The sequence below is a fragment of the Paenibacillus donghaensis genome (genome assembly GCF_002192415.1).
Classification (GTDB): Bacteria; Bacillota; Bacilli; order Paenibacillales; family Paenibacillaceae; genus Paenibacillus_AQ; species Paenibacillus_AQ donghaensis.
In genome coordinates this window covers 1,164,044-1,175,998 of the sequence record NZ_CP021780.1, presented here as the reverse complement: position 1 = coordinate 1,175,998, position 11,955 = coordinate 1,164,044, and the positions used below count along the sequence as shown (strand labels likewise).

Annotated in this window: 13 protein-coding genes; 2 read left to right on the top strand and 11 right to left on the bottom strand. The window is 50.7% G+C overall.

Features of this window, described 5'->3' with window-relative positions; all coding sequences use genetic code 11:
• Positions 1-2: 2 nt before the first annotated feature.
• From B9T62_RS04795 to B9T62_RS04755, 9 genes are all read right to left on the bottom strand, one after another.
• The gene (locus B9T62_RS04795; RefSeq protein WP_087914219.1) at positions 3-1,850 is read right to left on the bottom strand and encodes an ABC transporter permease; all 1,848 of its coding nucleotides are present in this window, start codon (positions 1,848-1,850) and stop codon (positions 3-5) included.
• 21 nt (positions 1,851-1,871) lie between these two features.
• Positions 1,872-3,359, bottom strand: a complete 1,488-nt coding sequence (locus B9T62_RS04790) for a phytoene desaturase family protein (protein ID WP_087914218.1) — start codon at positions 3,357-3,359, stop codon at positions 1,872-1,874.
• Positions 3,360-3,375: 16 nt separating this feature from the next.
• The gene (gene fabG / locus B9T62_RS04785; RefSeq protein WP_087914217.1) at positions 3,376-4,125 is read right to left on the bottom strand and encodes a 3-oxoacyl-[acyl-carrier-protein] reductase; all 750 of its coding nucleotides are present in this window, start codon (positions 4,123-4,125) and stop codon (positions 3,376-3,378) included.
• Complete coding sequence (locus tag B9T62_RS04780; RefSeq protein ID WP_087914216.1) at positions 4,118-5,203, bottom strand: beta-ketoacyl synthase N-terminal-like domain-containing protein; 1,086 nt, start codon at positions 5,201-5,203, stop codon at positions 4,118-4,120. The genes fabG and B9T62_RS04780 overlap by 8 nt, the downstream gene beginning before the upstream one ends.
• A complete protein-coding gene (gene fabZ / locus B9T62_RS04775; RefSeq protein WP_087914215.1) occupies positions 5,200-5,640 on the bottom strand; it encodes a 3-hydroxyacyl-ACP dehydratase FabZ in 441 nt (146 codons plus the stop codon). Before fabZ ends, B9T62_RS04780 begins: the two co-directional genes overlap by 4 nt.
• A gap of 38 nt (positions 5,641-5,678) precedes the next feature.
• Positions 5,679-6,125 carry an acyl-CoA thioesterase gene (locus tag B9T62_RS04770; RefSeq protein ID WP_087914214.1) on the bottom strand — a complete coding sequence of 149 codons (447 nt, stop codon included), beginning with the start codon at positions 6,123-6,125 and terminating at the stop codon, positions 5,679-5,681.
• Positions 6,118-7,326 carry a beta-ketoacyl-[acyl-carrier-protein] synthase family protein gene (locus B9T62_RS04765; protein WP_087914213.1) on the bottom strand — a complete coding sequence of 403 codons (1,209 nt, stop codon included), beginning with the start codon at positions 7,324-7,326 and terminating at the stop codon, positions 6,118-6,120. The genes B9T62_RS04770 and B9T62_RS04765 overlap by 8 nt, the downstream gene beginning before the upstream one ends.
• The gene (locus B9T62_RS04760) at positions 7,319-7,609 is read right to left on the bottom strand and encodes an acyl carrier protein (RefSeq protein ID WP_087914212.1); all 291 of its coding nucleotides are present in this window, start codon (positions 7,607-7,609) and stop codon (positions 7,319-7,321) included. The genes B9T62_RS04765 and B9T62_RS04760 overlap by 8 nt, the downstream gene beginning before the upstream one ends.
• A gap of 101 nt (positions 7,610-7,710) precedes the next feature.
• Positions 7,711-8,097 carry a DUF6608 family protein gene (locus tag B9T62_RS04755; protein WP_157685443.1) on the bottom strand — a complete coding sequence of 129 codons (387 nt, stop codon included), beginning with the start codon at positions 8,095-8,097 and terminating at the stop codon, positions 7,711-7,713.
• A 220-nt stretch (positions 8,098-8,317) separates the two neighbouring features.
• On the opposite strand from B9T62_RS04755, the gene B9T62_RS04750 reads away from it, so the two are divergent.
• A complete protein-coding gene (locus tag B9T62_RS04750; RefSeq protein WP_087914210.1) occupies positions 8,318-8,644 on the top strand; it encodes a hypothetical protein in 327 nt (108 codons plus the stop codon).
• 63 nt (positions 8,645-8,707) lie between these two features.
• On the opposite strand, the gene B9T62_RS04745 is transcribed toward B9T62_RS04750, so the two are convergent.
• Positions 8,708-9,646 (bottom strand): ketopantoate reductase family protein, encoded by a 939-nt coding sequence (locus tag B9T62_RS04745; protein WP_087914209.1) that lies wholly within the window; start codon positions 9,644-9,646, stop codon positions 8,708-8,710.
• A 175-nt stretch (positions 9,647-9,821) separates the two neighbouring features.
• Between B9T62_RS04745 and B9T62_RS04740 the strand changes: the two genes are divergently transcribed.
• A complete protein-coding gene (locus B9T62_RS04740) occupies positions 9,822-10,415 on the top strand; it encodes a TetR/AcrR family transcriptional regulator (protein WP_087914208.1) in 594 nt (197 codons plus the stop codon).
• A 41-nt stretch (positions 10,416-10,456) separates the two neighbouring features.
• Here the strand turns inward: B9T62_RS04740 and B9T62_RS04735 are convergent, their stop codons facing one another.
• Positions 10,457-11,953 (bottom strand): MFS transporter, encoded by a 1,497-nt coding sequence (locus tag B9T62_RS04735; protein ID WP_087914207.1) that lies wholly within the window; start codon positions 11,951-11,953, stop codon positions 10,457-10,459.
• Positions 11,954-11,955 lie beyond the last annotated feature (2 nt).

Here is an 11,955-nt window from a genome sequence, read left to right as displayed (position 1 = left end):
GTTTATTCCTCCTTGTCCACCAGCAGCATTTGTCTGCCGTTCATTGAAATGACGCCAAGCAGCGCAGGAAAAGCAATGGTCAGAAGCTGGGCAGCTCCGAAGACAATCAGCAGCAGCGGCAGCGGTTCCGAAATTGACACTCTAACTCCAAAGGACGATTCTACAAAGGACGGCACGCCACTGTTCAGCAGCCAGCCGATAATAGCACCGGCCACACTGCCTGCAACAATCAAGAGGGCAGCTTCAAAGACATTCATCCAGATCAGCCGGCTCTTACGCACCCCCAGCACACGCAGCCCGGCATGCACCCGGCTTCTCTCCTCCATCGACATGACGAACATGTTGATAATCAGGAACACACTGATCACCAGATACACATATAGAAAGGTCTCTACCATCTCCGTGCCGTTCAGAATCCCTTCACGGTATCCTTCCAGCAGCTCATCCTTAGGCAGAAGCTGATATCCTCCGGGGGCTCCATTCTTCAAAGCTGCTTCCGCCTCGGGCAGTGGCCCTTGTACGTACAGCAGATTGCTCTGCCCGCCGCCGGTTGCCAGTTGACCTGCCAGCTGCTCTTTATCCACATAAATCTGATTGAGGTTGTAGCTATAGAATGTCCCGGCTACTGTGAGCGTTACTAGGCGGTCCTGAACCTTGAGATTCAGTGTATCGCCAATGTCCAGCCCTGCATTAATGGACAAGGATTCCGGGATCACCGCCGCTGTCTGCTTGTCTCCGGCTGATTTCCACAGGTCATCCAAGCTGCCGGATTTGAAATCAAGCGTCTGACTGGCGGTAAACGTCTTCGAGATGCCCGTCAGGGTGATCGATCTGCCGGAAGGCTCTACCCCAGCAGTATAGGCCAGCGTGCCTTCCAGCCCTTTCTGCTCCTGAAGCCAGGTATCCTGTACGGGCTGATTCAGCTGTGCCACAGCATCATATTGCATCTGCCGGGCTGAATATTCAACCGCACTGCTTTCAAGGGAATGATACAGGCTGAACATCATCACGATGAGCGCCAGGGAGACCGCTACGTTGGCTACAAGCGAGCTGATTTTGTTGAAATTGAACCTCATCTGCTGGACGGCCAACAACAGACTGGAAGCCCGCAAGGAATGCAGCAACTGCTCCAAACCATATAACAGCAGGCCGATCAGCGGTTTAATTAGAATCATGACACCGATCAGCGTGAACGCATCCTGCAGTCTCGGATAAGCTATTGAAGACAAGCCCAAGCCTACGAAGACACAGCCTGTTACGAGCCTTGCGGTCAGCTTGTTTCCTGCCTGACCCTTGGTTCGGCGGGCGCGGCCCTTCTTGACGCCGTCTATCTCCCTCAGCACTTTGGTGAACTGACGGTAAGCCATTGACAGGAATACCGCATTGGATAGCAGGAAGAAGATCAGCACAACCCTTCCGTCCCACACATAGCTTTCTTGATAATAGGTAAAAAACACCGCTGTAATCGCACTGCCACACAGGAAGCTGATCAAGCTGATGATCAGGCTCAGCAATGACATCTCGATAAGATAAGTCCGGTTCAGGGTGGCCCGCGAGGCACCCAAGGTCCGCAGCACCTTCATTTCAGGCTTGCGCATGGTATAGAACATGTAGAACACAGTCGAAATGACCATGCTAACGGAAAGGGTAAAAATCACTACAAACCCAATCATCAGCACGAGAAAACTCTGCTGCGCCTCTTCAGCAAAACCATCTGCGGACGGGCTGATCAAAAGCCCAAGCACCGCCAGGATGAAATAGATAAAACCAAAGGCCAGCACACTGAGAAGCGATAATAGGATATATTTGTTTCTGTTATAGATAAGACTGCGAAAACTGTATGAGAGCATAGGCCCCTCCCGTTCTGCACATTATTGATGGAGCATGGCGCGTGGCTCCCGTTCTGTAATCAGTCTCGCAACCTCGGCGGCAGAATACAAGGAACCAAATAATCCGAAGCTTGGCCCCCAGTTCCCGGCAACATACAAATTGTCCAGGAAGCTCCTTGGGCCGATCGCATTCGCGTGGATCACATCACTGCCGCCCCTGCGCCAGCCGAATACCGAGCCGCCGATTCCTCCTGTACGCCGCTCCAGATCTCCCGGCGTCATTAACCAGCTCTGCTGCAGATCCAGCCGCAGATCAGGGAATTGCCGGTGAATCGTTCCGGTCAGGATAGCTTTGTTGGCTTCCCTGGCCTCTGGCCCTCCCTGAACCGTCTGCCCGGGCAAGGTGAGCACGGTCAACAGCAAATGATGTTCTCCCGCAGGGGATAGGGTTGCATCAACCTTGGTCGGAAAAGATATCATCGAAATAGATTGTTCTCCTTCGGCGGCTGTTTTGCTGTTGTAGAACATGGCAGCCGGCCAGTCCTCCGTTCGCCAGGAGGGGAGCACAATATAATCACTACTGCCTGGCACCCTACCGGAAGGAGGCAGGCACATCAACAGCCGGAGGGCAGCCGGTCCCGGTGTCATCGAGGCAATTTTGGTATCCAGACGGCGATTGTTCAGCCCGCTCTTCAGCTCCTGATAGAGCGGCAGGAAATTACCTGCGGAGATAAACATGGACCCCGACAGCTGCAGCAGTTGTCCATCCTTGCGGGCAAATACGCTGCTTAACGTTCTGCCCTCCATTCCAGCATACTCCATTCGGGTACCCGTCAGAACGGTTCCACCGTGCTTAAGAATGGACTGGTGCAGCAATTCGGCCAGCCTGTACATGCCCCCTTTGACGTAATAAGCCCCGGAGCCATAGGTGGCCATCATACTCAGCATCGTGAAGGCGTTGCCCTCCGGCGTGATCGCTCCATAGGCGGGTCCAAGCACGCTGAGGTAGACATGAATCTCCGGATGATCAAAAAACGATCGCAAATATTGAGCATACGTCATACGGCTCCAGCGCTGGAAATAACCCAGGACAAGCTCCCGGTCATTGCTGTTCAGCGCAGCCCGGAATTGAACCAATTCCCGGAAGAAGTCGGACAGACGGGGCGATTCCCCCGGGAACGCTGCCTGCAGTTCCCTGTGCAGCTCCTCCAGCACAAACGGGACGGATATTTGATCATCACCTATCCTGGCCTGCAGCGGGGGACTCTGCAGAAACAGCTCGGGATCATACAGTCCCAGCTCGCTTAGAAGACTGTGTACAAGCTCACCATCAGCCATCCCGCCGATATGGTGAGGGCCGCCTTGCAGCCGATGCCCGCTGCGTTCCAAGGTGTACAGGCTGCCGCCTACCGTATCTTCCTTCTCCAGCAGACAAGTGCTGTATCCTCTGCTAGATAACAGAGCTGCTGCCGCAAGCCCGGCTATTCCGGCTCCGATGACAATAACCTCATAAGATTCTGAACCCTTCATCTCCGCGCCTCCAGATTTAAGTAAGTCCCCCGTCTACAACCAGCACTTGGCCGGAGATGTAGGCGGCTTCGGCCGAGGCGAGAAACGCAACGGCGTTCGCGACTTCTTCCGCTTTCCCCCATCTGCGCATCGGAATCCGCTGCAGGAACGCGGTGCGGTTGTTCTCATTTAGCGCGCTAACCATGTCCGTATCAATGTAGCCTGGAGCTACGGCATTGACCCGGATGTTCTTGACGGCGATTTCTTTGGACAACGCCTGGGTCAAGCCGATGATTCCCGCTTTGGCCGCGCAGTAATTCGTCTGGCCGGCTACACCATGGAGCCCGGCGACCGAGGTCAGATTAACAATGCTGCCGGCACGTTTGGCTATCATTAGCGGAAGCACCTGTCTGATCATATAGAACATACTGCTCAGGTTCGTATCCAGCACATTCTGCCAGTTCTCGTCGTCCATCAGCATCAGGAAGCCGTCTGCCGTAATGCCCGCGTTGTTGACCAGAATATCGATGCCGCCGAAATCTTGCTTCACCTGCAGGACAAGGGAAGCTATCGCTTCCTTGTCCCTGACGTCCAGAGAATAGGCGGTCACCAAGCTGCCTGTCTTGACAAGCTCCGCTGCAAGCCGCTCCGCCGATTCTTCCGAGGTCCGGTAAGTAAAGGCGACCTGTGCTCCCAGACGGGACAGCTTCTCCACGACGGCTTGGCCTATTCCCCGCCCGCCGCCTGTTACAAGTGCTACCTGTCCTGCCAGCGGCCCGTTATTCATGGGCACGCCCCAGAACCAGGCTGGTCAAATTCCCGCTCACATCATAAGCGTTGACCAGCACATAATGCAGCTCGGCGGATGCGGCAGAACCGAGGACGGGCTGCGGAACCTCCTGCTTCTGCAAGCATAACGCACCAATCGCTGTGTTCATTGCCAAGGATGCCCCAAGCGTCTCCCCGAGTGCATGTTTGGGAGCGCAGGTCTGAACCTTGTCCACGAACAGTCGGTCCAGCGCTTCAGCTTCTGCCTCATCGCAGCTGGCCGTTCCGCTGGCTGCCTTAATGACAAGCTGGATTCTATCCGGCGTGAGGCCGGCTTGCTCCAAGGCATTGCTCATCACCATCAGGAAGCCTGCACTACTTAAGATCAGCTCCGGCTCCACCAACGGATGTCCTCCAAGATTGCCTTCGCTGTAGGCCAGCACCTCGCATAGTACGGAAGGGACTCTGTCCGAACTGACATGACTGCTCCGCTCCAGCAGCAGCGTGGCTGCTCCTTCCGAGAGCGGCACCTGTGTACTGCCGGACTGGCCAATGCTCTTGAAGGAGCGGAAGAGAGGTTCGCAATATTCCTCCACGCCACCTGTAAGGATCGCATCCGCACGATTGTCCAGCAGAAGGTCGAGGGAATACCCGATGTGATTGCTGCCCATCAGAACTGTGCTCACACCTTTGAGTCCCAACTGAATGGCTACATGGCCCACGCAGGCGTTGGAAACGGTGCTTGAGAACAACATCGGACTGGCACAGTCGGGATCTCCCATAGCGACACTCTCTCCAAAAGCCAAGTTAGTGTTCAGCGGCCCATAGCCAGTATTGAAGATGGTTCCTGTCCGCTCGGGCCGGAAATTCTCCAGACCGGCTTCATCTGCAATGATCTGACTCGTATAGACGGTCATATAAGCATAGCGGTCCATTCTTCTCATCTTGGCGCGCGGGAGCAGCTCAGGGATGGCAACAGGACCTGTCTGCCCGTGAACGCCTTCCACAGCAGGATTACACAGGCCTTCCCAAATTTGCGGCAGCGTACAGCCGAGCCTGCTGATCATCCCGATTCCGGTAATCCATACAGCGCTCACTGTTGACCTCCTTCTACACTGAAATAATAGGTGATTACAGCTTCGCTCACGGTCTCATCCGCAACCTTAGCGCAACAGCTCACTCGGGCAAAATTGCCAAATTCACTGATGAACCTGCCCTCGCAAGTCAGCGTTTGGCCCGGACGCACCTTCCTGACAAATTTAACCTTCTCCACTTGTGCCAAATAGGAGTCCAGTCCGTGAGCAGCTGATAATTCGTTATAGAATACAAAGCTTCCGATCTGTGCCATCGTCTCGATGAGCAGGACGCCCGGAAAGACGGGATCTCCCGGAAAATGTCCCGCAGCCCACGGCTCATCCGCCTTCACCTGTCTAATGCCAATCACCTTCTGCTTGTGCTGAATCTCCAGAATGTCATCCACGAACAAAAAAGGGTCGCGGTGTGGAAGGAACTTCAGAATTCGCTGCTTGTCCATACTTCACCTCACCCTATTTCGGATCTGTTCCTGTCAGCCTATACCTGCAGGGCAGCCTCTGCCCGTTGCTGTAGCCATTCCGGGATATTGAGCAGAATACGGTTCTCCCTATCGGAGAATACATGAACGGTGTAGCCTTCCGCACAGATCTTCCCGCTCTGTTCGTTAAAGGCCTTATACTCAAATTTGATTCTGGCCGCACTGCCAAGCTCAAAAACAAGGCCAAGCTTAATTGAATCGCCATACCTGACCGGAGACTTGTACCGGCAGCAGCTCTCGATCACAGGAAACCGGACCTCTTCACCTTGCAATAAAGGATCTTGGAATTGAAGAATCTCTCTGGCAAATTGAAATCTGGCCTCTTCAAACCAGACGTAGTAGCTTGAGTGGTGCATAACACCATAAGCATCTGTATCTTGGAATCTTGGGACGATGATGCAGGAATACGGGAGTCTTATCCGGCTGTGTTCAGCAGGGCTAACCATTGCATTTGCCTATGACTATACTTGAGGTGTTGCCTGAGAAGGCAAATGAATTGGAGAGAATATACGTAAGATCGGCCTTGACCGGCGAGTCCTTCACTAGCCACAAGGATTGATGTTCTGCCTCCACTTCGGCGAGGCGACTGGTTGGGGGAATGAAGCCTTCATGCAGTGCAATGAAACAGGCGGCAAGCTCAATGCTTCCGGCTGCACCCAGGCAATGGCCTGTCATTGATTTCGTAGACGATACAGCTACCTGGCCTCTCTGCTCACCGAGCAGCTCACCGATGGCCTTAAGCTCCATGGCATCATTCATCGGTGTCGAGGTGCCATGTGCATTGATATAGTCGAGCTGGTCTGCCCGCAGTCCGGCTTGGTCCAGCGCATGCCGCATCGAAGCCAGCGCACCTGCCCCGGAGGGGTCCGGACTTGTGATATGATGCGCTTCGTTGCCGATGCTGTAGCCCAGAATCTCACCATAGATCCGGGCTTTGCGGCTGCGGGCATGCTCCAGGCTCTCCACTACGAAGAAGGCACTGCCTTCGCCAATAGATATCCCGTTTCGGGCGGCATCAAACGGCCTGCATTCATCCGGGCTGAGTGCCTTCAAGGCGTGAAATCCATAACAGGAAAAAGCGGCAAGCGGATCAGCTCCGCCGGCAATCATCACATCCGCCTTCCCCCCGGCAATCTGGTCGAAGGCTATTCCCATGGCAGCGGTTCCGGCTGCGCACGCAGACATGGTTGTGTATACGGGACCGCTGATCTCCAGATGCCGCACCAGGTGCTGGAGGAACGCCGGAATCCGGGTCAGCCAATACGGATTAGCCTCACCGGCGGATTGATGATCATGTATGTATCGCATCATTCTGTCATTACTTCCAAGTGACGTCGAGAGAGACAGGCCTGCACGCTGTTTCAGACTCCGCAGCTCGCTTCTGCGCAGTCCGCTGTCCTGCAGTGCTTCGTTCAGGGCATCCTTGGCCAGCCAGACGACCCTCTCCTCATCCTGAACCCCCTCAATTTCGGGGATGTGCTTATTCACGGCTCCCGCCTCGGATGAGCGCAAGCTGCTCAGATCAAATGGCGTATCCTTGCGGAGGCCGCTCCTGCCAGCCTTCAGAGCATCTCCGAATTGGGCGATATTGTTGCCGTTCGCAGCAATAACGCCCATCCCGGTAACTACAACCTTGGATTTAGACAAGTTCCTCAGCTCTTTTCTTGCGGATATGATCGGCTATGGTTCGAATACTGCGGAAGATTTCCATGTCTTTGTCAGACACCTTGACACCAAATTGCTCCTTCAGTCCAACTACGATCTCCAATGCATCGACCGAATCCAGGCCAAGTCCGGTTCCTTCCTCATCTGCAGCTATAAAGAGAGGGTCATCCACACCGACAGCTTCCACCTCCGCAGCTTCCAGATCCAGGCGGCTCCGAATCATGTTCTTGATGCTGTCTTCAAGCTCCAGATCAAGCTTGTCCATTGATCACATCAACTCCCATTTACGATTTCATACTTAGAATAATGGCGTTTTCATTCTCCTACAATAGAGAGATTTGAACACTCTGTTAACAATTGATATTATTATCTTTTATTCCATATTCTGATATAATTCGCAGCCACACATAAACTATAGAACAGACTATAATTCCAGATCACATCCCGGTAAGCATATTTCGCCAGTGGCAGAAACCATGAACATGCCCATACCAGCAGCAGCACACCCAACAACGTAATGAAATAATGCAGGGTAAGTCCCCAATTATGTTCGCAATGCCAAGCATAGGCCAGTCCACCCGCAGATCCGACGCCTATCAGACAGATCACAAATCTGAGCAGCTGATGTGCATGATATTCAATGACCTCCGCACCGACAGCTTGTCTACTACACAGCCCCCATAAGGCAGAAGCCAATGTAATGACCGTATACAAGATACATACCGCAGCCAATATCTTTTTGATCGTCCTCATCCCTTCCACTGCTCCACATTCTCCACTTCCCTGCATCAGCTTGACTGAAATACTATATGCGGGCAGAAACACTGCGTATTCGATTAGGAGATGAACAATGTACGACACCTATCAGATTCCGCACTGCATTTACATGTTTAGAATACAACTGTCATAGCATACAATGTATAATCCTAATTAGTAATCGTTTACAATTAAAGGCAAAGAAAGGATGGGAAGAATGAAACGGAGGATTTTCAGCGCAAAAACACTTTTCTTATTAATTGTTCTGCTATTCTTTATGGGAATATACTTTGTATTCTTTGGACTGCCATGGAAGTCTGTGTCTTTCAAAAAGCAATTTGAAGTCTATTTGGAAGATAAATATCAAATCGATTTCAAGATGAAGAAGATGAGTTTTGATTTTATGCACCTGATTTACAGTTCTCACGCCTATCCGGTGAATGATCCCACCCTGATTTTTTATGTTGGCCAGGATATGCAAACCAATGAGTTTCATGATCTTTATCAATATGTAATAGAGAAACGGAATTCCGGCAGAAAGTAGCTTCACTCGAATCACTTCCTGTTCACTTCATACAGACAATAACTTCACAGACACAGGCTTCCTTCACAGGAAGCCTTCTAGTTTAGAAATAGACCTTGCTTGGAGTTCATCCCAATGGGGGGTTGGCAGGTTTGCTTGTCTTTTTAACTCCTCGAACGAATCATACAGGGCTTTGATTTCACTAAAAGAGCCGTCCACCCATTTCATAAATCGTAAGTTATGAATTAGTTTCAGACCATAATATACACCTTGTCTGTGTTTACGGATCAAAGTAACCTGGCTTGCAGGAGTAACTGTATAATTTAATTTTTCCAATACCTGAAATCCCTCGTCCATTACTGAAACAGCTTTTTTCAATAACGCCTTGTCCTTAGAGGCCCTTCTCAAATCACCGTCATACAGGTAACTTATCGAGTTCAAAGCCACAATAGGAACAATATGACTCTTCAGCCAAGCGTCCATATCTTGATGATAAGCTAATTTATACTTCACTTTCTTGAAAGCCTCCTCCAGTAAAGCTTTAAACGGAATCTCACCGGATAAACTGCCAAGAACCATTTGTCCACCTCCACGTATGCAGATGATACGGCCACTCTCTTCTCTGAGTCCTCCGCTAACCTGAAAGCCGAAGGCTATATTTTTGCTCACAAGGCTGTTTCTCTCCAAGAAGTCCTGCATCCCATGCGCATCGGCATTATTACCCACAAGAATAATATTAGTGCTCTGATTATCTGCCAGAATAGAAAGCACGGACGGGAAATCATTATATTTCATCACCACAAAAATGAGATCATAGCTATCCTCTTTTTGAAGCGCATGGATTACCTTGACTTCATCCACAGTGTTTCTACGTTGAAAATAATGGCGAATCACAATTCCATCTTTCTCCAGCTGCTCCGCACGCTTCCCTCTTGCAAGCACTGTAACCTCATGGCCTCCACGAACTAACGTATGAGCAAGATAACTGCCTAGAACTCCTGCACCAAACACTAATATTCTCATAGCCAAACCCCCTTTTTAATTTCGACAATCGTTGTTTTTTCAACATATGTTCAATATAATGAGATTACCAGTCTGCGATAGTTGCATCAATGGCTAAATGGATCTGATTTGTTGTTTTTTCAACATATTGCAGTAAATTGCCTAATTTTCAGGGGTATGCATAAGGAGTGTCTATATGGACAGAAGAATTAGAAAAAATCAGGAAGCTATTATGAATGCATTAATTAGCCTGCTGACCGAAAAGGATTTTGCAAAAATAACCATTAACGAAATCGCTGAACGCGCTAATGTAAACCGGGGCACCGTCTACTCGCATTATTCGGACAAATATGATTTATTTGATAAATGCTTGGAGAGTCATTTTGAACAATTAATAGAAAGCTGCCAGATCGTAGATGAACAAGAAGCTTACCCCTCTAAGGCTTCATTGCTGCGTACGTTTGAAACCATGGAGAAGAATGCTCTCTTCTATCGTGCTTTATTGACGAACAAAGGTGTTCCTCCGTTCAGAGCCCATCTGCAAGAAATGATGAAACAGGGCATTCAGACTCAAATCATGGAACAGAATCGAAGCCTGGATGACTTGCAAAAGGATATAAAACTGCAATTTCTGAGTTCAGCTACCGTCGGTGTCATTGAGTGGTGGTTAACCCATAAGAGTCCTTATTCTGTCAAAGACATTACTGATGAGCTGTGGACACTTCTTGAGCTGAATCAAATGATCCCTAAGCCCGATTCCTTAGCACAGAAAATAGGACAGCCTCTTTAAGAGACTGTCCTGGGTATTGTTGTTCCCACAAGAACACCTGATTATTTGGCAGCAGCCTTTTCTCTGGAACGTCCTCCTGCCAAACCGATTACCAGCGAAGCTACCAACAAGAATACCGTTACGCCCGCTATGATAACGAAAAAGGACTGGTCAAAAGCAGCACGGCCAGCCTCTTGTAATGCCTCGGCAGCCGGTGCAGGCAAGCTCTCTGCCACCAGCAAGGCTTCATCCAGACTGTCTCTCACAACAGCAGGAACATTCAGTCCCGACGGAACTTTGATAGCCAGGGAATATACCAGAGCTGACATGCTTCCGATAATCGCAATCCCCGTTGCTCCCCCCATCTCATAGGCCACTTCCTCAATAGATGCAGCCATTCCTGCCTTGTAAGGCGGGGCATAGTTCATAATGGAATGAGATGCTGCTGTCATACCAGCTCCCAAGCCTGCCCCAAGTAGAGCCAGTCCAACAATCTGCCCGGCAATGCCTGCATTAAATTGCGTAAGATAGACACCCATTCCCACACCCGCAATGAGCAGAGACAGGGTCTTAATATGAATAACATCATAACGGTGCAAGATGGACCCCGTTATCGGACCGGCAATGAGCGCTGCAACTGGTATACTTATCGTGAACAGCCCTGCTTGCAGCGGGGACATACCCTCCACTAGTTGAAGACGCTGGGTCACAATGTATTGAATCCCCATCTGGGCAAATGCACCTACCAGAGCGGTCATAAATCCGGTGCTGAATCTTGTGATTTTGAATAAAGAAAGGTCAATAAGCGGGCTGGAACTTTGCTTCTGACGACGGATAAAGATGATCAGGGCCAAGACGCCAATAGCCGCACCTGCTACAGCCAACGTTGGCGAACCGCCACGCCGGGTAAACTCTTTGATTGAATAGATGAGTCCGACCATAGCGATCATGATTTGGATGGAACCGATGAGATCCCATTTCTTCGCTTTATTCCCTTCATGCCGTGGAACATAAATCAAAGTTAATGCCAGGGCTATGATAGCAATCGGCAGGTTAATCAAAAATACAGCACCCCACCAAAAATGCTCCAGCAGAAGTCCACCGACGATAGGCCCCAGTCCTGCGCCCCCGGAGGCGATGGAACCCCATATGCCTATCGCCAATGCAAGCTCACGCTCATTTGTAAAGGTAACCCTGATGATGGACAAGGTAGCAGGCATCATCATGGAAGCTCCGACTGCAAGAAGTACGCGGGCTGCCACCAGGATTAGCGGGACGGGAGAAAAGGCGGCAGTCAATGAAGCTGCAGTAAATACCACTAAACCCAGACTGAAGATTTTTTTATAACCCAAGCGATCCCCCAGCGTACCCATTGCCGGAAGCAGACCCGCCATGACAAGCGAATAGCCGTTTAGAATCCATAATTTCTCCGATGCTGACGCACCGAGGTCATGGGTTAAGCTCGGCAGAGCCGTATACAGAATCGTCATATCCATCACAATAAGCAAAAGTGCGCTAGATACAATCGCCAGTACCATCCAACGTTTAAAAGTAGACATGT

Excerpts from the sequence above, each read along its gene's own strand:
- B9T62_RS04795 (WP_087914219.1), bottom strand. The coding sequence starts at position 1,850 with ATGCTCTCATACAGTTTTCGCAGTCTTATCTATAACAGAAACAAATAT.
- B9T62_RS04790 (WP_087914218.1), bottom strand. The coding sequence starts at position 3,359 with ATGAAGGGTTCAGAATCTTATGAGGTTATTGTCATCGGAGCCGGAATA.
- fabG (WP_087914217.1), bottom strand. The coding sequence starts at position 4,125 with ATGAATAACGGGCCGCTGGCAGGACAGGTAGCACTTGTAACAGGCGGC.
- fabZ (WP_087914215.1), bottom strand. The coding sequence starts at position 5,640 with ATGGACAAGCAGCGAATTCTGAAGTTCCTTCCACACCGCGACCCTTTT.
- B9T62_RS04770 (WP_087914214.1), bottom strand. The coding sequence starts at position 6,125 with ATGGTTAGCCCTGCTGAACACAGCCGGATAAGACTCCCGTATTCCTGC.
- B9T62_RS04760 (WP_087914212.1), bottom strand. The coding sequence starts at position 7,609 with ATGGACAAGCTTGATCTGGAGCTTGAAGACAGCATCAAGAACATGATT.
- B9T62_RS04755 (WP_157685443.1), bottom strand. The coding sequence starts at position 8,097 with ATGAGGACGATCAAAAAGATATTGGCTGCGGTATGTATCTTGTATACG.
- B9T62_RS04750 (WP_087914210.1), top strand. The coding sequence starts at position 8,318 with ATGAAACGGAGGATTTTCAGCGCAAAAACACTTTTCTTATTAATTGTT.
- B9T62_RS04745 (WP_087914209.1), bottom strand. The coding sequence starts at position 9,646 with ATGAGAATATTAGTGTTTGGTGCAGGAGTTCTAGGCAGTTATCTTGCT.
- B9T62_RS04740 (WP_087914208.1), top strand. The coding sequence starts at position 9,822 with ATGGACAGAAGAATTAGAAAAAATCAGGAAGCTATTATGAATGCATTA.
- B9T62_RS04735 (WP_087914207.1), bottom strand. The coding sequence starts at position 11,953 with ATGTCTACTTTTAAACGTTGGATGGTACTGGCGATTGTATCTAGCGCA.